This window comes from Meiothermus cerbereus (genome assembly GCF_051297115.1).
Lineage (GTDB): Bacteria > Deinococcota > Deinococci > Deinococcales > Thermaceae > Meiothermus > Meiothermus cerbereus_A.
This window is the reverse complement of sequence record NZ_JBEVAL010000044.1, coordinates 1-24367: the sequence shown is the minus strand read 5'-3', so window position 1 is coordinate 24367 and position 24367 is coordinate 1. Positions and strand designations below refer to the sequence as shown.

The 24367-nt window shown below is 62.4% G+C and carries 24 protein-coding genes and 1 pseudogene; 12 read left to right on the top strand and 13 right to left on the bottom strand.

Annotated elements, in window-relative coordinates; translation table 11 throughout:
• Window positions 1-566 precede the first annotated feature (566 nt).
• The 4 genes from ABWU19_RS10030 to ABWU19_RS10015 all read left to right on the top strand — a co-directional run bounded on the left by ABWU19_RS10030 (window position 567) and on the right by ABWU19_RS10015 (window position 4777).
• Window positions 567-2009 carry a tetratricopeptide repeat protein gene (locus ABWU19_RS10030; RefSeq protein ID WP_435901554.1) on the top strand — a complete coding sequence of 481 codons (1443 nt, stop codon included), beginning with the start codon at window positions 567-569 and terminating at the stop codon, window positions 2007-2009.
• A gap of 9 nt (window positions 2010-2018) precedes the next feature.
• Entirely contained in the window at window positions 2019-2912 is an 894-nt protein-coding gene (locus ABWU19_RS10025; RefSeq protein ID WP_435901553.1) for an SPOR domain-containing protein, read from the top strand.
• A 22-nt stretch (window positions 2913-2934) separates the two neighbouring features.
• Window positions 2935-3576 (top strand): redox-sensing transcriptional repressor Rex, encoded by a 642-nt coding sequence (locus tag ABWU19_RS10020; RefSeq protein ID WP_027876270.1) that lies wholly within the window; start codon window positions 2935-2937, stop codon window positions 3574-3576.
• 241 nt (window positions 3577-3817) lie between these two features.
• Window positions 3818-4777 (top strand): polyprenyl synthetase family protein, encoded by a 960-nt coding sequence (locus ABWU19_RS10015; protein ID WP_435901552.1) that lies wholly within the window; start codon window positions 3818-3820, stop codon window positions 4775-4777.
• Window positions 4778-4876: 99 nt separating this feature from the next.
• Here the strand turns inward: ABWU19_RS10015 and ABWU19_RS10010 are convergent, their stop codons facing one another.
• Entirely contained in the window at window positions 4877-5236 is a 360-nt protein-coding gene (locus ABWU19_RS10010; protein ID WP_435901551.1) for an acyl-CoA thioesterase, read from the bottom strand.
• A 197-nt stretch (window positions 5237-5433) separates the two neighbouring features.
• On the opposite strand from ABWU19_RS10010, the gene ABWU19_RS10005 reads away from it, so the two are divergent.
• The 3 genes from ABWU19_RS10005 (at window position 5434) to ABWU19_RS09995 (ending at window position 8794) form a co-directional block, all read left to right on the top strand.
• Window positions 5434-6708, top strand: coding sequence for a Glu/Leu/Phe/Val family dehydrogenase (locus tag ABWU19_RS10005; RefSeq protein ID WP_435901550.1), 1275 nt, complete (start codon window positions 5434-5436; stop codon window positions 6706-6708).
• Between the two features lie 58 nt (window positions 6709-6766).
• Window positions 6767-8044: a Glu/Leu/Phe/Val family dehydrogenase gene (locus tag ABWU19_RS10000; RefSeq protein ID WP_435901549.1), complete on the top strand. Its 1278-nt coding sequence runs from the start codon at window positions 6767-6769 to the stop codon at window positions 8042-8044.
• 186 nt (window positions 8045-8230) lie between these two features.
• The gene (locus ABWU19_RS09995; RefSeq protein WP_435901548.1) at window positions 8231-8794 is read left to right on the top strand and encodes a GNAT family N-acetyltransferase; all 564 of its coding nucleotides are present in this window, start codon (window positions 8231-8233) and stop codon (window positions 8792-8794) included.
• 11 nt (window positions 8795-8805) lie between these two features.
• Here ABWU19_RS09995 and ABWU19_RS09990 read toward each other — a convergent pair whose 3' ends face one another.
• From ABWU19_RS09990 to ABWU19_RS09940, 11 genes and pseudogenes are all read right to left on the bottom strand, one after another.
• Window positions 8806-9900 (bottom strand): cytochrome P450, encoded by a 1095-nt coding sequence (locus ABWU19_RS09990; RefSeq protein ID WP_435901556.1) that lies wholly within the window; start codon window positions 9898-9900, stop codon window positions 8806-8808.
• A 5-nt stretch (window positions 9901-9905) separates the two neighbouring features.
• On the bottom strand, window positions 9906-11258 hold the full coding sequence (locus ABWU19_RS09985; RefSeq protein ID WP_435901547.1) for a phytoene desaturase family protein: 1353 nt from the start codon (window positions 11256-11258) through the stop codon (window positions 9906-9908).
• The gene (locus ABWU19_RS09980) at window positions 11255-12334 is read right to left on the bottom strand and encodes a glycosyltransferase (RefSeq protein ID WP_435901546.1); all 1080 of its coding nucleotides are present in this window, start codon (window positions 12332-12334) and stop codon (window positions 11255-11257) included. The genes ABWU19_RS09985 and ABWU19_RS09980 overlap by 4 nt, the downstream gene beginning before the upstream one ends.
• Window positions 12335-12357: 23 nt before the next feature.
• Complete coding sequence (locus ABWU19_RS09975) at window positions 12358-13044, bottom strand: lysophospholipid acyltransferase family protein (protein ID WP_435901545.1); 687 nt, start codon at window positions 13042-13044, stop codon at window positions 12358-12360.
• 12 nt (window positions 13045-13056) lie between these two features.
• Entirely contained in the window at window positions 13057-14184 is a 1128-nt protein-coding gene (locus tag ABWU19_RS09970) for a carotenoid biosynthesis protein (RefSeq protein ID WP_435901544.1), read from the bottom strand.
• 1 nt (window position 14185) lies between these two features.
• The gene (locus tag ABWU19_RS09965) at window positions 14186-15373 is read right to left on the bottom strand and encodes a lycopene cyclase family protein (protein ID WP_435901543.1); all 1188 of its coding nucleotides are present in this window, start codon (window positions 15371-15373) and stop codon (window positions 14186-14188) included.
• Between the two features lie 110 nt (window positions 15374-15483).
• Window positions 15484-15954 (bottom strand): type II toxin-antitoxin system HicB family antitoxin, encoded by a 471-nt coding sequence (locus tag ABWU19_RS09960; protein WP_435901555.1) that lies wholly within the window; start codon window positions 15952-15954, stop codon window positions 15484-15486.
• 114 nt (window positions 15955-16068) lie between these two features.
• A pseudogene (locus ABWU19_RS09955) lies at window positions 16069-16140 on the bottom strand (type II toxin-antitoxin system HicA family toxin); the annotation flags it as partial.
• Window positions 16141-16233: 93 nt separating this feature from the next.
• Window positions 16234-17766, bottom strand: coding sequence for a phytoene desaturase family protein (locus tag ABWU19_RS09950; RefSeq protein ID WP_435901542.1), 1533 nt, complete (start codon window positions 17764-17766; stop codon window positions 16234-16236).
• A gap of 54 nt (window positions 17767-17820) precedes the next feature.
• Window positions 17821-18648: a phytoene/squalene synthase family protein gene (locus ABWU19_RS09945; protein ID WP_435901541.1), complete on the bottom strand. Its 828-nt coding sequence runs from the start codon at window positions 18646-18648 to the stop codon at window positions 17821-17823.
• A gap of 52 nt (window positions 18649-18700) precedes the next feature.
• Entirely contained in the window at window positions 18701-19366 is a 666-nt protein-coding gene (locus tag ABWU19_RS09940) for a class I SAM-dependent methyltransferase (protein ID WP_435901540.1), read from the bottom strand.
• 121 nt (window positions 19367-19487) lie between these two features.
• On the opposite strand from ABWU19_RS09940, the gene ABWU19_RS09935 reads away from it, so the two are divergent.
• The 4 genes from ABWU19_RS09935 to ABWU19_RS09920 all read left to right on the top strand — a co-directional run bounded on the left by ABWU19_RS09935 (window position 19488) and on the right by ABWU19_RS09920 (window position 22257).
• Window positions 19488-20369, top strand: a complete 882-nt coding sequence (locus ABWU19_RS09935; RefSeq protein WP_435901539.1) for a MerR family transcriptional regulator — start codon at window positions 19488-19490, stop codon at window positions 20367-20369.
• Between the two features lie 70 nt (window positions 20370-20439).
• Window positions 20440-21030: a cyclic nucleotide-binding domain-containing protein gene (locus ABWU19_RS09930; RefSeq protein WP_435901538.1), complete on the top strand. Its 591-nt coding sequence runs from the start codon at window positions 20440-20442 to the stop codon at window positions 21028-21030.
• A 7-nt stretch (window positions 21031-21037) separates the two neighbouring features.
• On the top strand, window positions 21038-21937 hold the full coding sequence (locus ABWU19_RS09925) for a complex I NDUFA9 subunit family protein (RefSeq protein ID WP_435901537.1): 900 nt from the start codon (window positions 21038-21040) through the stop codon (window positions 21935-21937).
• Between the two features lie 44 nt (window positions 21938-21981).
• Window positions 21982-22257: a hypothetical protein gene (locus ABWU19_RS09920; protein WP_435901536.1), complete on the top strand. Its 276-nt coding sequence runs from the start codon at window positions 21982-21984 to the stop codon at window positions 22255-22257.
• 120 nt (window positions 22258-22377) lie between these two features.
• On the opposite strand, the gene ABWU19_RS09915 is transcribed toward ABWU19_RS09920, so the two are convergent.
• On the bottom strand, window positions 22378-23325 hold the full coding sequence (locus ABWU19_RS09915; RefSeq protein ID WP_435901535.1) for a glycosyltransferase family 4 protein: 948 nt from the start codon (window positions 23323-23325) through the stop codon (window positions 22378-22380).
• A gap of 283 nt (window positions 23326-23608) precedes the next feature.
• Between ABWU19_RS09915 and ABWU19_RS09910 the strand changes: the two genes are divergently transcribed.
• Window positions 23609-24367: DUF1565 domain-containing protein (locus ABWU19_RS09910; protein ID WP_435901534.1), on the top strand; the 759-nt coding region annotated here is incomplete at its 3' end.

Here is a 24367-nt window from a genome sequence, read left to right as displayed (position 1 = left end):
CTTCCTTACTACCCCTTTTTCATGATCCTCGCGCCTGACTTCGTATCAGCAGCGCAACGAGAAGAATATCAAAGGTCTTGAGATGTGTCAATAGGGGTCAGGGTTACGGCTAACCTCTAGTCACTTTGTCCTCTTCCTTAGCTGTTGGAGCAGTTTGCCAAGCTCCCGCACCGGCAGGCCCCGCAGGGGGATCCCCGGGCCAGCACCAGACAGGCCAACCAGAAGAGGCGCTGCCGCTCGGTATGCGCCACCAGCACAGGCAATCGCCCCCTGGCAGCACCTGTCCCCCAGGCCCTCCCCCGTTCAGTGGGTTTAGCCCATACACGCCCTTACGCTGCTCAACCAACTTTATCTATAATGACCCTGTTATCACAGACGCGGCCTCCCATCCGGGAGGCAAATGTGCTGTGCAGGACACAGCAATCAAGTTTTGAGCGGGTCAATATGTGAAAAGCGCTATAAACTGATACTTGAGCTCCGGCCTAGTGAAGTGCATTTGCCGCTTGTGCCTTTTCTTCACGTGCTACAATAGGCCGCAAGATGGAGTTTAACTTGAAGGAGACGCTATGAAACAACTTTTGTGCGCGGCGCTTCTTATTGTTTCGCTGGGTTGGGCGCAGCAAAACCAGCCGACGCCTGCTATTCAGCAGACCCTGCAACAGGCCCAGGCTGCCCTCGAGGCCGGGCGTCTCAACGAAGCCGTGCAGGGCTTTGAAGCCGTAATTGCCCGCGATTTCTCCAACTACAGCGCACACTTTGGTTTGGGCCTGGCCCTGTACCGCCTGGGCGATTTGCGGGGCGCTGCCTTCGAGTTTATCCAGTTAACCATTCTCGATCCCAATCGCTTTGAAGGCTGGTTCAACCTGGGGGTGGTACGTGACCGCCAGGGCCAGGCTGCCGAAGCCGCCCAAGCCTTTGCCAGGGCAATTGAGGTCAGCGAGAAAGCCAGCCTGAGTGCCAGCGAACTAAAGCCTGCTTATGTAGGCCAGGTTAAGGCCCTACGCACGCAAGGGCAGCACGATGCTGCTGCTGCTGCTGCCCGCAAAGGCCTGGAAAAAATGCCCGGCGACGCCGAGCTGACCTCGCTGCTGGCCGATAGCCTGGTCAAGGCCAACAAGCCCCTCGAGGCCCTACCTGTGCTGTACCAGATTTTGAACAACGACCCCGCCAACCTGCAGGCCATCTCGCAAATCGCCGACATCTATATTGCCCAAGGGCTGCCCCTACGGGCCCAGCGCGAGATTGACCGGGGCCTGGAAGCAGCCAAAGATAACGCCGTGCAGGCCCAACTACTACTCAAAAAATCCAGCCTGCAACAGGGCCGCGAACAACAGGCCTCCCTGCAGGAAGCCATCCGTCTTGACCCCAAGCTGTGGGCAGCTCATTACAATCTGGGCGTAGCCCGCCTGCGCGATGGCAACGCAAGGGGAGCTTTGGATTCCTTCCAGAATGCTTATGCCCAAAACCCCGATGAGCCCAAGGTGCTGCTGGGTCTGGCTACAGCCTACGACCGCTTAGGCCAGGCCGCTGAAGCGGGTCGTTTTGCCCAAATGGCTGTCAAGATCAGCCAGGGGGCTGAAAAGCTAGAAGCCTTGTTCCTGCAAGGCAAGTCTTCATACACCCTGCGCCGCTACAGCGAAGCTGTTGAGGCGCTCTTGCAGGTAACCCAACAAAAACCCGACAATGCCGAAGCCTGGTTCTTCCTTGGGGTGGCACAGTTTAGCCTTAAGGATTATGCCGCTGCCGCTGTGTCGCTTGAAAAAGCCCAAGCCCTGGCCCCCAGTGCTGCAACCGCGGCCAACCTTGGCGCGGCACTCTACTCCGCGGGCAAATACTCCGATGCGGAGCGGGTGCTTTCTCAAGCCGTAGCACTGGATGGCCGCAATGCCGTGGCGTGGTACAACCTGGGCCTCACCCTGCGCTCACTGGGCCGGGTGGCCGAAGCCCGACGGGCCTGGCAACGTTCGGCTGACCTGGGCTATGCCCCCGCCCGAGACTTATTGCGGTAGATTGATGGCATGGGTTGGATTCGAGCGAACTGGCTGGATGCACTAATTTTCCTCTTGGTTGCGGCCATTATGGCAGGTGTGGTGTTTTTCCTGGTTGGGGTTAATCCCTTTAGCGGGCCGCAAGGGAGCCAGTCGCCCCCTTCGAGTGTTGCCCCCACTCCACAACAACCCACACCGCCCCCACCAACACCCCAGGCCGCCCCCACAACCCCCAAGCCCCCGCAGCAAACCTCCACTCCACCTAAAGCGAAACCCCAGGTAGAGCCCGAGGCTGTGGTTACGGTGCTACCTGTTCCACAATCACCCCCTGCCCCCTCACCTGCTGGCAAGCCTGTCCCGGCACCGCCCAAAGTAGAAGAGCAAAAAACCCCCAGCCCCCAGCAGGTTCGCCCCGCACCTGTGGCAAAAGCCGAGCGCCCGAACCTGACCGCTGAGGCAGGGGGTGGCTGGAGGGTGGTGGTAGGTTCCTTTAGCAACCGCGAAAACGCCGAGCGCCTGGCCGCAACCTTGCGTCAGCAGGGGTATCCGGTGGGCCTCGAGGCCAGCGATAACCTGACCCGGGTTTGGGTCGGCCCCTACAGCCAGGATCGAGCCCGCACCGTCGCCGGTACCCTTGGCCTGTACCAACCACAAGTAGGACGGGTTCCGGCCACCAACCCGGCTTCGCCTGCACCACCTCAAACCGAAACCGGGACTGCAACCAGCCGCTACCTTCAGGTTGGGGCTTTCCGCAACGCCCAAAGTGCCCAGGCAGTGATCGAAGCTGTACGACAGGCAGGCTACCCGGTGGTGTTGGTGCAGGAGGGCGGCCTGGTTAAGGTACGGGTAGGGCCCCTGGAAGATACCGCCGCGGCTGCAGCGGACCTGCGAACCAGGGGCCTCGAGGTTTTGGAGGTTCGCTAAATGCACCCAACAGGAGTTGCCTATGGCTAAAGTACCCAGTGCGGCCATCTCTCGTCTGGTCACGTACCTGCGGATTTTAGAAGACCTCGAGGCCAGGGGTATCAACCGCACCTCCTCCGAACAGCTAGCCGAAGAAGCCCAGGTTACCGCCTTTCAGGTACGCAAAGACCTCTCCTACTTTGGCAGCTATGGCACCCGGGGAGTGGGCTACACGGTACAGGTTTTGCGCCGTGAGTTACGGCAAATCCTGGGCCTGAACCGCCGCTGGGGGCTCTGCATTGTGGGCATGGGTCGGTTGGGTCAGGCCATTGCTGACTACCCTGGTTTTAGTGAGATTTTCGAATTGCGGGGCCTCTTCGATCGTGACCCCTCCAAAATCACCACCACCTTCCGGGGTTTGCAGGTTGAAAGCATGGACAACCTGCCACGGGCCGTAGCCGAAAGGCGCATCGATTTCGGCCTTCTGGCAGTTCCTGCTGATTCGGCCCAGGCTGTAGCCGATCGTCTGGTAGAGTCAGGGATAAAGGGTATCCTGAACTTCGCTCCAGCAGTTCTGGAAGTACCCAAGGAAGTAGCGGTGGAGAACGTAGACTTTCTGGCCGGGCTTAGTCGGCTCTCGTTCTTCGTCTTGAACCCCAAATGGAGAGAGGAGATGATCGGGTGATATGAACCCCAGCTGAGGCATTCTGCTTCGGGCAGGACAAAATTTACCGGACGCAAAAGCTGCTCTTTTCGGTGTTTTAGGTGAGATGCAGTAAAAAGAACGAATCAAAGACATTTCCTGTGGTTCCGGCTGTACCATGATTCTGTTGGGGTTACACAAAATGCCCACCTTTCTGCCCTGAGCCGGTCAATAGGGACGAGAGCCCCGGTTGTGCAGGGGGATGGGGGCTATAATCATTTGGATGAGCATCAAGTCCTTCACCCTCGACCTTGAAACCCAGCTATCTGAGTTTGAATCACGCTTGCGGGATGTCGTTCGGTCGGAGGTGGAGTTTGTCCAGCTCATTGAAGAAGAGCTGGTAACTGCAGGGGGGAAGCGTGTGCGGCCCCGGCTGGTTTTTTTGGCCAGTAACGCCCTGGGGGGTGTACCAGGCGCCATGGAGCTGGCCCTGGCGGTAGAGCTGTTACACTCGGCCTCACTCTTGCACGACGACCTGGTAGACGACGCCGAGACCCGGCGCGGCAAGGAAGCCGCTTTTCGCAAGTATGGCAACGCGGTGTCGGTGCTATCGGGCGACTACCTGCTGTCGCGGCTGATGGCGTTGTTGGCCCAAACCGGACGAATGGAGCTGGTAGCCATGTTTGCCGAAACCGCCCGACAGCTTTCAGAGGCCGAGGTCTTACAGTTTCAGGTGGCAGCGCTGCACGATTACTCACTGGAAAATTACGAGCGCATCATTGATGGCAAAACCGCCTCGGTCATGCGGGTCGCCTGCGAAGGGGCCGCGGTGCTGGGGGATGTGCCCCCAGTTCAACGCGAGGCCCTGGCCCGCTTTGGCTCCTTGTATGGCCAGGCTTTTCAGATGCGCGACGACTACCTGGACTTGATGGGCACAGCCGAGGTGCTGGGCAAGCCGGCAGGCGGGGATGTGCGCGAGGGCAAAGTTACGCTCATCACCCTGCGGCTGCTGGAGGCCTACCCCGACGAAGTGGGGGCCATCTTCAAGCGCCGGGCCAGCAAAGCAGGCGATATTGCCCGATTGCAAGAGTTAGCTGTGCTTTCGGGCGCCGACCTCGAGGTCATCCATACCATTGCAATGCGGGTGGAGCAGGCCATTGCGGCCCTGCGAACCCTCCCCCCTTCGGCTTACCGAGATGAGCTCGAGGCGTTGGCCCAGCGCGAGCTGGTGCGGGTCAGCTAACCCCGCTCGAGGCTAAAAGATGGCTCCCTTCGGTTTGGGCGCATCCATGACAAACCACCAGGCCTAACGCCGGGCCAGGTTCGGTCCTTCAGGCAATGCCTACCCTTCCACCGGCGTAGGTTTGCCATGTTCATCGACAGCCACGTAGGTCAGGTTACCCTTGGTCGCCAGCACCTTGGGCTCACGCAGGTTCTCACGGTAGACCTCGACCTCTACCGTCAGCGAGGTGCGGCCCACCCGCACTACCCTGGCCTCCACTTCCAGCAAATCGCCCACCTTGATGGGCACCTCAAACACCACCTCACCTACCCGAACCGTCACACAGCGTTTGCGGGCGTGACGAATGGCCGCATAGGAACCCACCTTATCCATCAGGCCCAGTACAAAACCCCCAAAAGCGTTGCCGCCGGGGTTGGCGTGCTCAGGAAAAACCAGTTCAAGGGTACGGGCTTCGCTCATATCATCACCTTTGACAGCCTACCGGGTTGGTGCAAAGCTCGGCAATGTGGGCCCAGCTTCAGGGCTGCCCCAGTCCAGCTCACCCTGTCGGCTTGGAATCTTGGGGGCAGGTATACTCATAGGCGTTGAAAATAGGGGCAAACGCCCAGTCCAAACTGTGCCACAATAGCCCTGCTTTACATCACGGAGGTTTCACAATGCCACTCAGAAACGCCTACCGCCCCCCTGGAGACTCGAGCCTGTGGGATAGTTTTTTGCGCCGCCTCGAGGCCACCATCCAGGTAGCCAAAATTCACCCCGCTACCATCCAGTACCTGACCCACCCCAAACGCATGGTGGGCATCTCGCTGCCGGTGGTGATGGACGATGGGGCCGTACGCAACTTTACCGCTTACCGGGTGATTCACAACATCGCCCGCGGCCCTGCGCTGGGGGGCGTGCGCTACCACCCCGAGGTGGGGCTGGGCCAGACCTGCGGCATGGCGGCCTGGATGACCCTGAAATCGGCGGTGTTTGGCCTGCCCTTTGGCGGCTCGGCAGGGGGGGTGGTGGTAGAACCCACCAAGCTCTCGAGGCGGGAGCTCGAGCGCCTTTCGCGCCGTTACGTGACCGAGCTTATCGAACTCATCGGGCCGGACGAAGACGTGCTGGCCCCCGATGTGGGCACCAACGCAACCGTAATGGCCTGGTTTCAGGACACCTTTACCATGACCCGGGGCCAGACTGCCCTCAGCGCCGTAACCGGCAAGCCCACCCAGCTCGGCGGGGTGGCCGTCCGCGATGAAGGCGGCGGCCAGGGCCTGGTGTATACCCTGGCCGACTTAGCCCAGGTAAAGGGCTGGCCGGTGGCCGGGGCCAGCATGGCCATTCAGGGCTTTGGACAGGTGGGTAGTGCAGTGGCCCGCTATGCGGTCAAGGAAGGGATTAAGGTGTTGGCAGTCTCCACCAGCCGGGGTGGCGTGTACAACCCCGAGGGGCTGGATGTGGCTGCCCTCGAGCAACACTACGCCCAGCATGGCCACCTCGAGGGTTTCCCCGGAGGGCGGTTCATCACCAATCATGAGCTGCTCTCGCTAAAAGTAAACTACCTGGTTCCCGCTGCCGTAGAGGGCGTTATCCATGAGCACAATGCCCAGCAAATTGCCGCCCAGGTGGTGCTGGAAGGGGCCAATGGCGCCATCACCCCTGAGGCCGAGTACCTGCTTAAGCTCCAGGGCGTCCAGATTGTGCCCGACATCCTGGCCAACGGCGGGGGCCTGGTGCTCTCGTACCTCGAGTGGGTGCAAGACCTCTCCATGCTCTTCTTTGAAGAGGCAGAGCTCCATCAGAAGCTTCGCGAATTTATCCATCAAAGCCTGCAAGCCGTGCTCGAGCGGGCCAAACCCCTCCAGGGCGACCTGCGGGTTGGCGCGTATGCCCTGGCCGTCGAGCGCATCAACGAGGCCAGCCGCCTGCGGGGCGTCTATCCCTGATGGCTAAAAAACCGGTACCTTCACACATCAGCCAGCTATCCGTTATCCGGAGGAACGTATGAAATCTGAACCCCTTTCTTATCTTTGCAGCGACAATATCGGCCCCTGGGAAATCTACCTGGCCCAGGTTGACCGCGTCACCCCCTATCTGGGCAAACTGGCCTTCTGGGTCGAAGACCTCAAGCGACCCAAGCGCATCCTGGTAGTGGATGTACCCGTGCAGATGGACGATGGTTCGGTAGCCCACTTCGAGGGTTACCGGGTTCACCACAACACCTTCCGGGGCCCGGCCAAGGGTGGGGTTCGCTATCACCAGGACGTAACCCTCTCCGAGGTCATGGCCCTCTCGGCCTGGATGACCATCAAAAACGCTGCTGTGGGCCTGCCCTACGGTGGGGGTAAAGGAGGCATCCGGGTAGACCCCCGCAAGTTAAGCCCCGGCGAGATTGAGCGCCTAACCCGGCGCTACACCTCCGAAATTGGCATCATCATTGGCCCCGACAAGGACATCCCCGCCCCCGACATGGGCACCGGTGCCCGCGAGATGGCCTGGATGATGGATACCTACTCCATGAACGTGGGGCGCACCGCACCGGGCGTGGTTACGGGCAAGCCCATCGCGGTGGGCGGTTCGCTGGGGCGGCAAGACGCCACCGGGCGCGGGGTGTTTGTAACGGCCGCAGCCGCCGCAGCAAAAATCGGGCTGCCCCTGGAGGGTAGCCGGGTAGCGGTGCAGGGCTTTGGCAATGTGGGCAACGCTGCTGCCCGCATCTTCCACGACCACGGAGCAAAAATTGTTGCGGTATCGGATGTAACGGGCGGTGTTCGCAACGATGGCGGTATAGACCCCTACGACCTCACCGCGTACGCCAAGCAGATGGGCGGTGTAAAAGGCTACCCCAAAGCCGAGCCCATTCCCGCAGCCGAGGTGCTGACCACCCCCTGCGAGTTCCTGGTTCCGGCTGCCCTAGAAAAGCAAATCACCGAAGCCAACGCCTGGAAAGTGCAGTGCAAAATTATCGCCGAGGGTGCCAACGGCCCCACCACGCCCGCCGCCGACGACATTCTGGTCGAGCGCGGGATACTGGTCATACCCGACGTGATTGCCAACGCAGGCGGGGTTACGGTTAGCTACTTTGAATGGGTGCAGGATTTCAACAGCTTTTTCTGGACCGAAGACGAAATTAACGCCAGGCTCGAGCGCCTCATGCGCCAGTCCTTTGAGGCTGTCTGGCAGGTGGCGCAGGACAAAAAGGTCTCGCTGCGCACCGCGGCCTACATTGTGGCTGCCACACGGGTGCTCGAGGCGCGCTCCCTGCTGGGGTTGTACCCGTAAGGCCTGCATCGGGCCAGCCATAGGCAAAACAAGGTTTGAGGGTTTCCACGGGTGTGCTTTTCCTTTGGAAGCCCTCATCGCGCCTCCCACAATTACTCCACACGCGGTGCGGAGTAATACAGCAAAAACCCGCCGTACTGGGTATTCGTGGGAATCGCTCTCATCGCTTTGGCGTATGCTAAAAGCGTGACGCTCAGCAACACCTGGCCTCGCTACGGGAAGGTAACCCTCAAACCCTTTACCGAAGCCCTCACCGAGACCGAATGGCGGCGGTTTTACGACTGCTTCCGCGATCCCGAAATTGCCGATTGGAATGGGAGCCGTCCGCTCAAAATGCCTTTGTGGCTCTTCAAGCGGGTGGTCATGGGCGAGGTCAGCCGGGGCGACCGGATAGGGTTTGGGATTCTCGACGAGCAGGGTGAGTGGCTGGGCACAGTGGAGCTTTACGAAATGAGCCACAGCGAGGCCACCCTCGGCATCCTGATTGGTGCCAAAGATCGCTGGGGGCATGGCTACGGCACCGACGCGGTTAAAGCGGTGCTCGAGTACGCCTTTTGCACCCTGAAGCTACAAAAGGTAAAGCTACGCACCTACAAGCACAACCTCCGCGCCCAACGGGCCTTTCAAAAAGCGGGCTTTCGCTACGTAGATGCCCCACCAGCCCAGGCCCCACGCTTCAATTTTGGCCTGACCCCCAAAGCCGATTTTGTGCCAATGGAAATAACCAGGGAAGACTGGGCCTGTTCTTGAGCTGTTCTACCCTACTCGCCCGCATAAAGCCATAGCTCGCCCCGGGGAGCCAGGGTCAGGCCGGGCCTGGGCTCTGGGTCGCCCCGCAAGGGCCCAAGCCGCCCCAGGAGCGAAAGCGCCACCAGCAAGACCATCTGGGCAAAATGCATTCCCAAGCAGGTGCGCTCTCCCCCACCAAAAGGCAGGTAGCCCCAGGCCGGAATACGCCCCAAAAAGCGCGAGGGGTCGAAGTTCTGGGGCCTTACCCACCACGCTGGGTGGCGGTGGGTAAGGTAGGGGCTGTAGAGCACCAGGGCTCCTTTGGGGATCAGGTATCCCTCGAGCTCGAGCGCACTAGCCACCCGGCGGCTTCCAATAAAGCCAGGGGGATACAGGCGCAGGGTTTCCTTGATGAGCAAAGGATGGCCTGCCGGGCTGTGCCACTCGGGGTAGCTGGCCGCGTGCCACAGGGCCCAGGCCAGGGTGTGGGCGGTGGTGTCGTAGCCTGCAGCCAATCCAATCAGAACCTCCTCTGTGGGCAGGTGGGCCGCCAGACCATAGCCCGCGGCTTGCATCTGTTTCACCCGCCGGCGAACCTGGGCAAAAAGCCGTGGCCGGGGCAACAGCGGGGCTGGAAAGGGCTGCTTGAGGGGTGCTAGGAAGCGGGCCAGCTCGGCCCTGGGAAACTGGCCCTCAAAGTAGGCCACGTTCAGGCTGGTCTGGGCCACCCGGGAAGCCCAGGCCCCGGCCTCGAACTCGCCTTTGGGTCTGATTTCTTGCAATGCCACCCGCAGGCGCTCCTCGAGCCCCCGCAGGGCCCTGGCGTGAAAGTGGGGGTTAAGCGCCTGGCGCCTGGGTTTGTGCTCGGGGGCGTCGGTGGTGATGATGCCGCCGTTGAGGTAGGGAACCAGACTGGAAAAACTGCCCCTGGAACGGAAGGTTTCCAGGTCGGTGAGCAGCCTTCGGTTCCAGTCGGGGCTATAGCCCACCACCGCCAAACGGCCCAGGCCCAGGGCAAAAACCGGCCCCAGGGCCGCCCCTTCCTCGAGCAGGGCTAAAGGCTCACCCGCCCAGCGGGGCAGGTGGGCAAAACGCCCCCAGGGGTAGCCTCTGGGCTCTGGCCACACCCGCCTCAAGCCGTCCCTCCCTTCTGGCCCAGAAACCTGTCCAGCAACCAACCAGCCCCATTCCAGCCCGAGAGCAGCGAAAGGGGCACGCCCCCACCCGGATGTACGGTTCCGCCCACCTGGGCCAGGTTGCCTAGACCGGCCACCGCCCAGCCGGGGCGCAGGGCCCCCAGAAGCCCATGCGGGGCCCGCCCATAGAGTGCCCCCCGGCAGGCCGTCTGGCTGTAGTCCTGTGGGCTCATGGCCCGCCAGGCTGCAATGGGCAGCGGGTGAAGCCGCTTTAGCCTTGCCAGCAGGTGCTGCGCATAGCCCTGCACACCCGACCCGACATGGGGAAGACTCGGCGCATTGACCAGTAAAAAAGCCGTATCGCCATCGGTGTGCAGGTACAGGGTGGGGTCCTGCGGCCAGCGCCCGGCGGCAATCTCGCGCCACTCGGCCTCATAGTCCTGCGAAAAGAAGATGTGGTGGCCCAGCGGCAACGCCTCGCTGAGCTTCATCAGCACAGCAAAGCCCGATACGCCCAGGGCATACCCCGGCATGGGCAGTCCCAGCCACTGCAAGGTAAAGTGCCGGTCGGCAGCCGAGATATACAGGTCGGCGCTGTGCCAGCCCTGGTCGGTTTGCAGCGCACCCACGCGGCCTGGGAGTCGCTGCATCTGCCGCACCCGCTGCCCAAACAAAAACCGTACGCCCTGGGCCTGGGCCAGCCCAAAGAGGTAATCGGCCAGGGCCCGCATACCCCCCGCCAGGTGAAAAACCCCCAGCCCCAGCTCCACCCAGGCGATGTTGTGCAGCACCGCCGGGGCCTGGTAGGGGTTGGCCCCTAGGTAGGTGGCAAAACGCAGGAAAAAAGGTGTCAGGTAAGGGCCCGAAGCCACCAGCCGCGAGAGCGGCTTTAGCGGGTGGGCCTTCAGGCCGTCGCGCAGGCCATACCGCAGCAGGCCATAGGTCGGGGGTGGTGGGCCAAAGATAAAGGTGTCTTTGGCTCCCTCGTACATGGTTCTGGCCTGATCCAACAAGCGCCGGTAATGCTGGGCTTCCTGCACCGAGAGCTGGCTTAGGGTGGCCTCCAGATCCAGCTCTGGCGCGAACACCCGCCCATCCGGCCAGGTGTAGCGGGTGAGTGGGGAGACCGGCTTAAGCTCTGGCAGGCTTTTACCAAAGGCGCCCACAATCATGCGGGGAATCTCCGGCAAGGTCAGGACGGTGGGCCCGCTGGGCACTCCCTCCCAGCCGATGGCCTTGCCGCCCGGCTGGTCGAACTGCTCGATAACGGTGACCTCGAGCCCCGCCTTCCTGAGCCGCAAGGCCGCAGCCAGCCCCGCAAAACCCGCCCCTATCACAATGGCCTTCATCGGCTATATTCTCGTCCTTTCCAGGTATACCTTTTTTGCCCAGAACGCAAATAGATGGGCGTGGCATAAAGTGGTGCCAGCGGAACCAGCACCACCTCCCACCACTCCCGCCCGGTTTTGAGGTTGAGCAGCAGGCGCTCCACAAGCCCCATACCCCCCACCAGCAGCCACAAAGGGTCGAACAGCGCCAGAGGCCAGCACAGCATATAGGCCAGCAGATGCCCCATATACGACAGGGCCAGCAGCAGGCGGCTGCGCCCGTGAAACTCAATCAGGTTCTTGCCCAGGCCCTCCACAATCTCGGCAAAACTGCGGTACATCCGCACCGCCACCAGGCGGCCCCCCAGGGCCAGTGCAATGCGCTGGCCCGCCGCCTTGGCTTTTTGTGCCAGCCGCACATCCTCGAGCACCTCCCCCCGCACCGCCGCATGCCCCCCCACGGCCAGGTAGGCCAGCCGAGTGAAGGCCATGACCTGCCCATTGGCGGCAGCCGCCGAGGGAAAGGGTGTTGAAATCATGGGATAAGGCAGGTAGCACAAGAGCACGTCGTCAATCAAGGGCAACAAAACCCGCTCCGGTAGGGTGGGGGTAATCTGGCGCGGGTACACCGAGACCAGCCCGGCTTTTTCCCGCTCCATGCGGGCCAGCACTGCCTGCACCCCCCCTTCACCCCAGCGCACATCGGCATCGGTAAAGATGAGCACCTCGCCCTGGGCTGCCCCGGCCAGTTGCTGGCAGGCCCAGGTCTTCCCCATCCAGCCCTCGGGCTTGGGCAGGCCTGCAATCAGGCGCACTCGAGTATCCTGGCGGCTGAACTGCTCCACTACCCTGGCCGTGGCATCGGTGGAGTGGTCATCGAGGATCAGAATCTCCTCGACCTCCTGGAGCAAAAAACCTGGCAGGGTTTCCACCAGGTTGTGGGCTTCGTTGCGGGCTGGGATCAGCAGGGAAACCGTGGGGCGCTTGCCTTGCAGTGGCCCCCGTCGCAAAACCGGGAAAACCGCCCCGTTAATCAGCAGGACAAACAGCTTCAGACCCAGCCAAAAAAGCGCGAAGTAAAGAAGGAAGCTCAACATGCAGTTCTGCCAACCATACATTTTCAGGGTTTCCTGTGTTCCAGTACCCCCATCAGCTTGCCCAGCGCCGCACCCCAACCGGCCATGCGCTCGTGGGTGCTCTTGCGTCCAGCCAGGCGCAGCTCGAAGCCCGGCAGCGGTTCCTCGGCAGGTGCGGTTCGAATCTGGCTGTCCAGCTCGGCGAGCATCTGCTCCAGGCGCTCCTGCAACAAACGCAAATCGGGCCCTATGGGTTCGCCAAACACCAGGTAGGCTTCAGCAAACTCGTGCCCCCGCAACACCACCCTCGAGGCCACCGGCACGATGGGTACCCCGGCCTTCTCGGCAAACCAGACCACCCCTTTGTTAAGCCCTCCCAACGGCCCCGGCGGACGTAGCTCACCCTCGGGAAACACCACCAGCACCTGGCCCTGGGCCAATGCCCCCAGCGCATCGCGGGGCCTGGCTGCCGAGACCGTATCGAGGTGGCGAAAAAAAGCAAACTCCCGCAAGCGGCGTTCCCCCACCACAATCCTGAAGGGTTTCCTTGCGCCCCAAAGCAAGACCGGCAGCAAGTAGCTGTCCCACCAGGAGTGGTGATTGCCCGCCAGCAGGCATGTTTTCTGCGGCAACACACCCCGCACCCATACCCCCCGCAGGCCCCGCACAACAGTGCGGCGAAACAAAGCCCTGAAGGCCATTGCCAGCAACTGCTCCCATGGTCGCATCATGCCACCCTGCCCTTACCCATGAGCCCCCCGCCGGATAAATCGCCCCAGGTGCTCCGGCCAGGCCAGCGCATTCATCGCCAGACCCGAGACCAGGGCCGCAGGCCACAGGCCAAACAGGGCCAGGCCCAGCGGAATAAACAGGGCCTCTAAGCGGTAGGCCCAGGCAAAAGCACCCTCCTGGTGGAGGGTTGGGGCCAGTCGCCCGTACATCCAGGAAATTGCCGCACCCACCACAAACCAGGCCAGGTAGTTCTGGATGGGTGCGCCGTACCAGAGGGGATGGGGGTCTTGCCAGGTCCAGTAACCTTTGGCGGGCATCAGGGCTTCCAATCCCAGGTCCCAGGCCACCACCAGCAAGCCCGAGAGCCAGGGCCGCCCCCCAGCCAGCACGTGGGCCGAGAGCACCAGGGCAAACCAGCCCAGGGGCACAATCAAGGGCACGCCCCCAACGGTAGGCCCTGGTGCGCCCTGGTAGGAATACACACCAAAGGGAATCCCGGTCTTGCTGCCCAGGAGCTCCACCCAAAGCCCCAGGGCAAAAGCCAGGCCAGCCAGCAGCACAATTCGCACTCCGATTCGCCCCCATCCCCACAGCAGTGCCGCCAGGCTAATCAGCACCATCTGCACCGTGCCAAGCAGGGGGAAGGCCTCCGGCAAGAGCGGAACCGGAACGCGCACCAGCACCGCCAGGGCCAGCAGCACCATCCAGGCTTTCAGGTGCAGGCGCAGCCAACCCAGCCGGGCCAGGGCCTCCGGTTGCCTGAGCAGCCATACAATCTGGAACATAGCGCTGGCCGCTAATGCGGCCCACACCCCCATGGCCGCCTCCCGGCTCACCAGCCAGCCCAGCCCACCGCCCAGCAAGGCCACCCCCAGCTGCGGGCGGCGGGCAACCCAGAGCAGATCACCACCCCAGACCGCCAGAGCGGCCAGCACACAGCCCCAAACTGCCAGGGCCACCCCCAGCAACCCACCCCCGCCCAGCACCAGCAGCACCGCCCCCAGCAGCGCCATTCCCATACCCAAAAACCCACCCAGCCCGCGCAACCAGGCCGGCCCCACCCCAGCCCCCTGGGGCCCAAACAGCGCCAGCCCCCCCCAGGCCAGCAAAAATGCAAGCAGCGTGATGAGCAACTCCACACTACCCCCGCTTTGGGGCCACCTTGCCCAGTTTTGCCCGCTGCCAGCGCCTGCCCAGCACATCCAGGGTGGCTTTAGCAAAAGCCGGAATATCCACCGAGGCCATAATTTGCAGGTCCTCGAGCCAGCCCGTCTGCTCGTCCAGAAAGCGCAGCACCCGCTGGGGGGGGTTGCGGCGGAACAGGTCGGCAAACACCCTGGGGCCGGGGCTGCGCTGCTTTTCCAGCACGTTGAGCAGCACGCTGTCCATCAAGGCGTGGCGCCGGAAGGCCGGTTCGGGGTAGAAGGGCTGGCCGGTCTGGGCCAGCGCCTCGGCCATGCGCCGGGACTGCTGCTGAATGCGCTGGAAGGTGTAGCCGGTAGAGGCCTTGGTGCGCCCCCCGGCAGTTCCGATGTGAACCACGTGGGGGCTGGACTGCCGGGGGAAGGGGGCGTCGGTCATGGGGATAACGCCGAACTCGGCCTCGAGGATCTGGTAGTTTTCCAGCCCCAACACGCCCTCGAGGTATTCACGCAGCCCTGCATCGTAGGCCTCTGGCGATAAAAGCTCGGGCGAGAACAGGGTGTACTCCACCAGCGCGGTACGGGCATCGAAGGGCAGCACGTATACAAAGCGCACCTGGCCCTGCTGCTCGACCCGAAAATCCATAAAGGTCGCAGCCTCGGTATCAAAGGCTGGCCTGGGCACATGAACCACCCAGCCCTTGAAGTGCTGGAGCAGGTGGTGGTAACGGGGGTTTTTGGGGGGAGGCGCATACAGGCTGCTGAAAACCCACCGCCCGGTAAAGGTCTGCCCCTCCAGCCCCACCACCGCCCCCCGCTCGCCTTCCTGAATGTGGGTGATCTCGCCGCACTGAAGCGAAATGTTGGGTTGCTGTTCAAGCCAGCGGTTCATGAAGGTGTAGAAGTCCAGGCCGCGGATCATCTTGTAGGCATAAGGGGCGATCTGGAGCCGCCGAGAAATCCCTTCGCCGTGGAACCAGACCTGATTCCATTTGCGGAAAACCACCGCCTCAAAGGGATTCTCCCCTATTTCCCAAAAACACCAGGTGCGGTCGTTGGTGGTTTTGGGAGCCCGGTCGAGCAGCAAAATTCGCTTATCTCCCAAGCCCGCCTGCACCATGTGGTAGGCCAGGCTCAGGCCCGCCGCACCCGCACCGGCGATGATGTAGTCGTAAGGCTCGCTCACCTTCCAACAGGCTACGCCTCAACGCCCCAAACACGCTAGCCAGGGTTACAAAGCGGGCCGGGAATTAGACGTCGCACGGGCTCCGTGGACACCTTCACCAGGCAACCTAACTACGGCCTGGTTTGGTACTGCCGCTCCTTGTCCCGGTCGTCCAAGCGTTGTTTCAGCGCCTGAAGGTCGCTCCGCAGACCGCCCAACTCGCGTCTCACCACATTTAGCGCGCTGGCCTCGGCCAGCAGCGCCACCATGTACTGATTCAAGCTCACCCCTTCGGCCTCGGCCTGCTCTAAAAGCCGCCGGTGCAGGCGGGGGGGCATCCGCACCAGCACCTTACCGCCGTACTCCCGCTCGGTGGAGGGCAGCGGGATCTCGTCGCCGTGCTCGTAGGCCACCTCGAGCCACAAGCGCCGGGCATCCTCGATCATGGACAAGGCTTCTTCTGCGGTCTCACCCACCGAGACACAACCCGGAAGATCGTTGATGGTGGCAGTGTAACCCCCCTCGGCCTCGGGAATTAGCGTGACGGGATAGCGCAGGCCCAGGTAGTACTCCAAAGGCTTACGCCCAGATTGCCTCTTCATGTCTCCTCCTCCGGTAGTAGCTTTAGCACCTGTTTGAAGTAAGTAGCCTTGACCACCTGTCCTTTTGTGTTTGGGTACGGTCAGCATTCGACCGTCTGGGTGGCGAAATATGTGATGGCTTCCGCTCGAGCGCACTTCTTCAAACCCAAGGGCCTCGAGCACCCTCGCTACCTCCTCATAGCGCATTTCGGCGGTGGAAGGCGCATTTGCTCGATTTATTCATCGAGCTGGCTCGACTAACCGTCTTTGCAATGATATCACCTGTAATATCACCAGTATCTACACCCGCTTGCGGCTCAGGTCCCCGAGCAGCACCCGGGCCGCATTCCGCCCACTGGCGCCCATGATGCCCCCGCCGGGGTGGGTGCTGGCCCCAGTCAGGTAGAGGCCTTTAATGCCGGGAAAGCGGTACTCGTGGGCCCCCAGCCAGGGGCGGAACATAAACATCTGGTCGGGGGTCATCTCCAGGTGCATCACGTTTCCGGCGGGCATGGCGAACTCGTTTTCCAACCAGAGCGGCGTCTGCACCAGCTCGGCCACAATCTTGCGGCGAATCTGGGGGTCAAAACGTTCAAAGCTCCGAATCACCCCCTCGCGGGCCTCGGCAGCGCGGGTTTCCCACGTCCCGGAAGCCAGCTTGTGGGGGTAGTACTGCGCCCACAGCCACAGCGTCTCGCCCCCTGGGGGGGCCAGGGTCGGGTCCACCGCGCTAAAGCTCATGGCGATCAGGGGCGGGTCGCGGGTGGGCTCGCCCGAGAGGTAGTCGCCATAGGCCCGGTAAAGTTGCAGTTCGTTGGTGATGAGCAGACCCAGCCCAATGCGGGCCTCGTCGGCGGGGTGGGTCTGGTAACGCAGCTTTTCCGAAAGCCCCAACCGAAGAATCAGGCCAAAGCCGTTGCCGACCCGCAAACCTTTAGCCACTTCGGGTGTCTTGTCGGCTGGCAACATCCCCAGGGTTTTCTGGATGTGCGCGCCCGAGACCACCACCCGCGCACTTACGCTCTGCCCATCGGCAAGGCGAATTCCCACGGCCTGGTTGCTCGAGACGATGATCTCCGAGACCGGGCTGTCCAGGTGCACCTGGCCGCCTTTGGCCTCGATGGCCCGCACCAGGGCCAGCGACAGGCCACCCGAGCCACCCCTGGGCCGGGCCACCCCGCCCACGTGGTAGAGCGGGTGCCACAGCAAAAAGGGCGACGAAAGCGGGTCGGAGGGCGGCGGCCCGGACTGCGCGGCCATCCAGACCAGGGGGGCCCGCACCCGCTCTTCGCTGAAATACTCCCGGGCTACCTCGCCATAGGGCCGCAAAATTTGCGGCAGGCGCTTCTGCCAGTCGCGCCCGAAGCCGGCCCCCCAGACCATCCTGCGCCCCAGGTTGAGCGGGCTGGGCGAGGCCAGAAAGGCCTCCTTGACGGCCTGACCAAAAGGCAGCCAGTCGCGCATGAAGCGGCGGTAGGCCTGGCCCTGCCCCGGGTAGCGCTCGTCCAGCTCGAGGGCGGTGCGCTCGGGGTCGCGCCAGACAAACCAGCTCTCCTGGGCGTCGGAGGCGTGAAAGAGCGGGTCGAGCTCGAGGTACTCCAGCCCGTACTTGTAGAGCTCGAGCTCGTCCACCACCGGCGTCAGGCGAATCAGGATATGGGCGCTGCCCCCCAGGTCGAAGCGGAAACCCTCATGGTCAATGGTCGAGACCGCCCCGCCCGGCACCTTGCGCCGCTCGAAAACCCCCACCCGGTAGCCCGCCTGGGCCAGATAGGCCGCCGTTACCAGGGCGTTGTGCCCCGCGCCCACCACCACCACATCAAAGTCTGGCATCTCGGGCGAATGATACCGCAGATGGGGCTCGTTCAAAATGGGTTGAACCGTGCTTCAAGCGCACCGTAGCCAGATGGCCTTGGGCAGAAGCAGCACCCGCTCGAGGCCCGATAGTGAGGCCCGGCGTGAGAGGTTGTCCCAGCCGTTCAGCTCGAGCTTGTCCAGAATGCCCTGGTACTGCAGGGCCGCCAGGGCAATGGCCCCGCGCCCGGTTTGCAGGTACTTTAGGCCCGCCAGGCCTTCACGGTAGAGCCGGCGGGCCTCCTGGGCCAGTTCGCGCATCAGGGCCACGTAGCGCGGGCTAATGCAGCCCTGGTGCAGGTCTTCAATGGTTACCTCGTACTTGCGCATCAGCTCGGCGGGCAGGTAGACCCGCCCCAGGGCCAGGTCTTCCCCCACATCGCGCAGGCAGTTGGTGAGCTGCATGGCCTGGCCCAGCTTGATGGCGGCGTCGCGCCCGGCCTCGCCCGCCCCGCCAATGGGGGCAATCATCAGCCCCACCGTACCGGCCACCCGGTAGCAATAGGTGTAAAGCTCCTGCAGGGTTTCCAGGCGCACCGGATTGAGGTCGGCCAGAAAACCTTCTTTCATGTCGGCAAAGGCTTGTTTCGGGATGTCCCAGCGTTGTAAGGCCCAGGCCAGGGCCGCTTCCCAGCCTTCCCTGGGAACCCCTGCATAGGCGCGCTCGATTCCCGCCCACCATTCATTCAAATCTCCCAGCGGGTTGGAAGACTCGTCTACGGCATCGTCCCCGATGCGGCAGGCGGCATACACGGCCCAGGCACCCTTGCGGGCCTCGCCCCAGAACAGCAAGCTACCGTAGTAGAACGTAGCCGAGTGGCGACGGATAATTTCCGATACAGCTTGCCAGTTAGGTTCCATTCTGAATCTCCTGAGACACCGATTTAAAAACTGCTATGAAACAAAGATGCCTTTATCTTCCGGGAGTGATTTTTGTCCCTCTCACAAATCCTACCGAGCCTTCCCGCCAGCCGTCTATCTTGAAGCCATTTTTGGACAGCAAATCCATTAGCTCCGGAAGGGCCAGAAAGCGCAGCCCGGCCCATTCCAAGGCGCGCTGCAGGGGGCTTTCGGAGCGGTGGCTGAACATAATCCACAGCCGCCCCCCCGGTTTGAGCACCCGGTACATTTGCTGCACCACCTGCTGGGGGTTGGAAAATTCGTTCCAGCTACCCCCCACCAGCACCCCGTCTACCGAGGCCTCGGGCAGCGGGATGGCCTCGGCTCGAGCCAGCAGGGGTACGAAACCTGCGTGTCCCCTGGCTTTCCTTAGTGCCACTTTGAGCATCGCGGGTGAAAGGTCGAGGGCAAAGACCCGCGCTGCCCCCGCCTCGAGCAAAGCCCTGGCATATAAGCCCGTAGAGGTTCCCAGATCCAAAAAATCCCGCCCCGCCACCGGCTGCACCGACTGGAGCATCAGGGAAAACTCCTCTTCTAGAGGGAAAGGCCGGCCCGAAAGCAGCGTGAGCGCCCGCTTGCGCCAGGTTTCATAGCCCAGGGCCGTAAGGGGCCACAGGTTGCTGCGGGCCGCCAGCGTAAGGGGGGCGGTTTGGCGTTGGTCGGGGAATAATTCGCGCATGGATGACCTCATTCTTGGGATGGGTTCCTAAAACTGAACAAACTTTGGACACATACTTCCGCAAACCCTTGACATAAGTTATACAGTAGCGTATCCTATTTTTTAACAGAGGGATTTACTTATGCGAAGCGACCTGGGGGTTTACACCATTGCCGAAGTAGAGGAGCGCACCGGGCTTTCGAGTGCACTGCTCCGCCAGTGGGAGCGTCGGTATGGCTTCCCCCGGCCCGAGCGTTCGCCGGGTGGACACAGGTTGTACAGCGAGACCGACCTCGAGGCCCTGCGCCACATCAAGCAATGGATTGCCGATGGCGTGGCCCCGGCCCAGGCCGTCAAGCGCTACCTCGAGGGCCTGACCCAGGAAGGCCCCCGTCCCCCCGAGGCCCTTTCCAGGGAGCTCGAAGAAGCCCTGCTGCGGGCCGACACCGAAGCCGCCGAGCGCGTCCTCTCGGAAGCCTACAAACTGCACCCGATAGAAACGGTGGTGATGGAGGTAATCTCGCCCTGCCTGCGCCGCATTGGTGATGGCTGGCATATGGGCCGGGTTAGCACCGCACAGGAGCACTTTGCCAGCACCTACCTGCGGGGCTCGTTGCAGGGCCTGCTCAGCCTGATGGGGGGTTCGCTGGGGCCTACCCTGGTGGTCTCTACCCTGCCGGGTGAACAGCACGAGATCGGGAGCCTGATTACCGCCCTGTTCTTGCGCCGGGCGGGCTACACCGTGCACTACCTGGGGCCCAATACCCCCCTGGCCGACCTCAAGTTGTTTGCCGAGCGCACCGGGGCCAAAGCCGTGGTGCTTTCGGCGGTGCAGCCCATTTCGCTGGAGTCGCTGCCCCACGAGGCCCTGCGCGACCTGGCGCCGCTGGTGGTGGTGGGTGGACGGGCCGCGGCCAGCGACCCCCGCCTGGTCGAGCGCCTGGGGGCGCGCTACATGGGCAACGACCCCCGAGCCCTGGCTGAAGCGCTTTCGGCAACCCTAAAGGAGACTGGCTTGTGGTAAGCAGAAAAAGTGCTGGTATCGCTCGAGGCGCACACTGGTTGCAGCGCAAGTTTGGCAGCAAGGAGGCAGTATGAAAAAAGTACGCAGGAAAGAAGTGATTTATCGGGCAGGCGATCGCGCAGATGCGCTGTACCACCTCGAGCGCGGCCTGGTGCGCATCGTCGAGATACTACCCGATGGTCGCCAGCTCACCCTGCGCCACGTGCTGCCGGGGGACTACTTTGGCGAGGAGGTGCTCTCGGAGCGGCAGTACAAGTACACCGCCGAAGCCCTCACCGAAGCAGCGGCTTTTGCGGTCGATCCCAAAACCCTCTCCAACGACGACCTGCGGGCCCTGGCAGCCAGCCTGGCCAACCAGATGGCACAGGTACAGGCCTACGAAACCCACCTCCAATGGGGCGAGCTGCGCAGCCGCATCTGTCGTTACCTGCTCTACCTGGCCGACACTGCCGCCCAGGGGCGCGACGAGCGTGGGGTTTTTGTGACCGCCAGCCACGAAGAAATCGCCGATGCCACCGCTTCTACCCGCGAGTCGGTTAGCAAGCTGCTCTCCGACCTGCGCCACGAGGGTCTTCTGGACACTGGCTACCGCAAAATTTATCTGGTAGACCGCCAGTCCCTGGAACTCGAGGCCCAGAGCCGAATGCTGCAAGCAGTCTGAGGTGGGCATGAAGGTTCTCCTTATTGGCGGCAGCGGCTATGTGGGCAGCCACATGGCCCAGCACCTGCTGGCCCAGGGTCACCAGGTAACGGTGGCCTCGAGGCGCGGTGAGGGGCCCCTCGAGGGGGTGCGCTATGTGGTGGCCGATGCTGCCAAAAACGAGGGCCTGCTCGAGGCGGCCCAGGGCCAGGAAGCGCTTATCTATCTGGTGGGCATCATCCGCGAGCGGGACGGCCAGACCTTCCGGCAGGCCCATGTGGAGGGGGTGCACCACAGCCTCGCCGCCGCCAAAGCAGCCGGCACCTCCCGCTTTGTGCACATGTCTGCGCTGGGCACCGCCCGCGGCACCGGCAGCCGCTACTACGAGACCAAGGCCGAGGCCGAAGAACTGGTGCAGACCTCCGGGCTGGACTGGACCATTCTGCGCCCAAGCCTGATTTTTGGCCGGGGCGATGAATTTTTTGGCGGTGTGCTGAAGGGCTTGGTCACCGCCCCTCTCCCCTTCATACCCCTGATTGGCGATGGCGGCTTTGTTTTCCGCCCCATCTGGGTAGGGGACGTAGCCATGGCCTTCGAACAAGCCTTAAAGCGCCCTGGCACCATTCACCGCAGCTACAACCTGGTTGGGCCTAAAGAATACACCTTCCGCGAACTGCTGCTTTTGGTGCGCGATACCCTGGGCTCCCACAAACCCCTGCTCCCAATTCCTCTGGCCCTGATGAACCTGATGGTTCCCCTTATCTCTCCCCTGCCTTTTAGCCCCATCACCCTGGACCAGTACCTCCAGCTAAAAATGGGCAACACTGCCGACCCCATTTACATGCGCAACGCCTTCAAGCTGGAAGAGCGTTTGTTGGAGACAGAGCTGCCCAAGATCCTCCTGGCTAAACGGTTGGTTGGTGCTTAATCTGGAATACTGTTGAAAAACACAGCCAGGTCTACCCTGAGGGCGTGACTGAGTCCGCTCGGCCTTACCTGTTGAAAATGCACGCCCCAACCAACCCCCTCAAGCGTTTCGAGGAAACCCTTCCGCGCAACCGCGAAAGCCTGCTCAAACTGTGGGCCACTCTGGCCCCTTGCGCTCGGGCCTCCGATCCAGCACGCTATTTTGCCGTGCAAGAAGCCCTCGAGCTCGACATACCCTTCACCCTCCTGGTGCTCTACGTGTTCCGCGAGTGCCGCCGGGCGCTGGAAGACAGCCCCGCCCAGGAGCGTGTCGCCGAATAGCTCAAAACCAGGCGGGCGGTTACTGCCCCACCGGTGGCTTTGGCATGCACACCCAGACCGGGCATTCCAGGTGGGCCGGGCCTGGTCTTTGTGAAAATCCCCCCCAGCATCGGCAAGGGCCTACAGCGAGCCCAGCCTGTACGCCCCCCAAAACAAAATGCCAGCCAGCAAAACACTCAAAAGCAACCCTGTGCCGATGCCCACCTGGCTTACCACAAGGCCCACCAGCACCAAAACCCCGCTCACCAGCCATACCACCACCACAGTCTTGGCCGGGTCTTGCAGGTAAAGCTGGTCGAGTCGGTCGTAGGTGTGGTCACGATCTCCGTCAAAAATGGGCTTGCCCCGGCGCCAGCGTCGGATAATGCCTGCAGCCGTGTCGTAAAGGGGAAAACCCACCATAACCAGCGCAGCCAAAAACGTGGCCCAGCCCTGGCCCGCAGCCACCAGCAGCAGCATGGCCAGCAGATAGCCAATGCTCAAGCTGCCGCAGTCGCCCATGAAGGTTTTGGCCCGGGGGTAGTTCCACAGCAAGAAGCCCAGCAGGCTTCCGGCCAGCACCAGCGTCAGACCGGCCTCGGTTGAGCCTTGCCACAGCAAAACGGCCATCCCTGCCACCGAAATAAGGGCATTGCCGGCGGCCAGGCCATTCATGCCGTCAATTAGGTTTACCGCGTTGGACATTAGCGGCACCAGCACCACGCCCAGCACCACGCCCAGCCCACCCAAAGGCTCCCAAAAGTGCAGGCCCAGCCCAAGCCCCGCCACCAGCTCGGCCAGCAAGCGCAGCCTGGGCGAAAGGCCGAAACGGTCGTCCAGGGCACCTGTAAGGGCAATGATCAACAGTCCCAGTAAGGCCCAGCCAGAGACCGCCTGGGTGTAATAACCCCAGACCAGCACGCTGGCCACAATCCCCACACCGCCAAAGCGCGGGGTGGGCAGGGCATGAATCTTGATTGCCCCTGGCCGGTCAACAATACCCAGGCGACGCGCAATCGGAATGCTTAACCCCACAAAGACAATAGCTGTTAGTGTCGCCAACAAAGCCAGCAGCAGTTCATTTAACATACACGTCCTTCCGTTTTCTGCGGGTTGGGGCCCCACAAGCCCCCTGCCTTCTAAAGAATAGGGGCCTTGTGAGAAGAGGCATGTTTGTTTGCCGCTTGCCGATAAGCCTTCACAGCATAAGGGTGTGACTTGTCGCGTTACTTTTCTAAAGATGCACTTAACATTGCTCTGAAAAAAATCTTTGCTTGCTCCTATATGGTCTGTAACGGCTGAGGTCAGGGCGGTACTTCTTCCCGTCCCAGCCAGGGTAAACCAGACGCCTTTACCCAAGGAGCTATGCCTAATGAAACAAAGGTTCTTCCTTCTGCTGGTCGGGTTGTTGGCGGCCTGCGCCACCGACGGTCAGGTATCACCCCCCTCCTCTTCTTCCAACCAGAGGCCCAGCCTACGCATCCTTAGCCCATCCAACGGAGCCACCATCAGCAGCACCGGCACCAGGGCCGAGGTGAGCGTTAGCGACGACAAGGCCGTCACCCGCCTGACCCGCCAGGTGAACGGTGGTTCCGAACAGGACATCTCAATTCAACCCACCCAGAGCGGCAACATCATTTTCTGGATTCCGCTGGTGAGCGGCAGCAACACCGCGGTGATCAGGGTCTACGATGCCGAAGGTCTGAGCGCCAGCGCCACCCTGAACCTGCAGGTCGGAAGTTCGGGCAGCGGCGGGCCGGGCGGCGGTTCGGGCAGTGCCGACTATGGCGGCTACACCCTACCCAGCGGGCCCACCTACTACGTGGGCCCTGGCGGCAGCAACGCCAACGATGGCTCCCGCGAGCGCCCCTGGGCCACCCTGGCCTATGCTGTTCAGCGGCTCAAGCCCGGCGACGTCCTGCGGGTGCTCCCGGGCAACTACAGCGAGTCCGTGCAGGTCACCGTCTCCGGTACTGCCTCTCAGCGCATCACCATTGCCTCCGAGACCCGTTGGGGCGCCAAGCTCAACGCCCAGGGCGCCCTCTTTGGCATCGACGTGCGCGGTAGCTATGTCGACATCGTCGGCTTCGAGGTAACCGGGGCCAGCAACAGCGGCATCATCAGCTGGGCT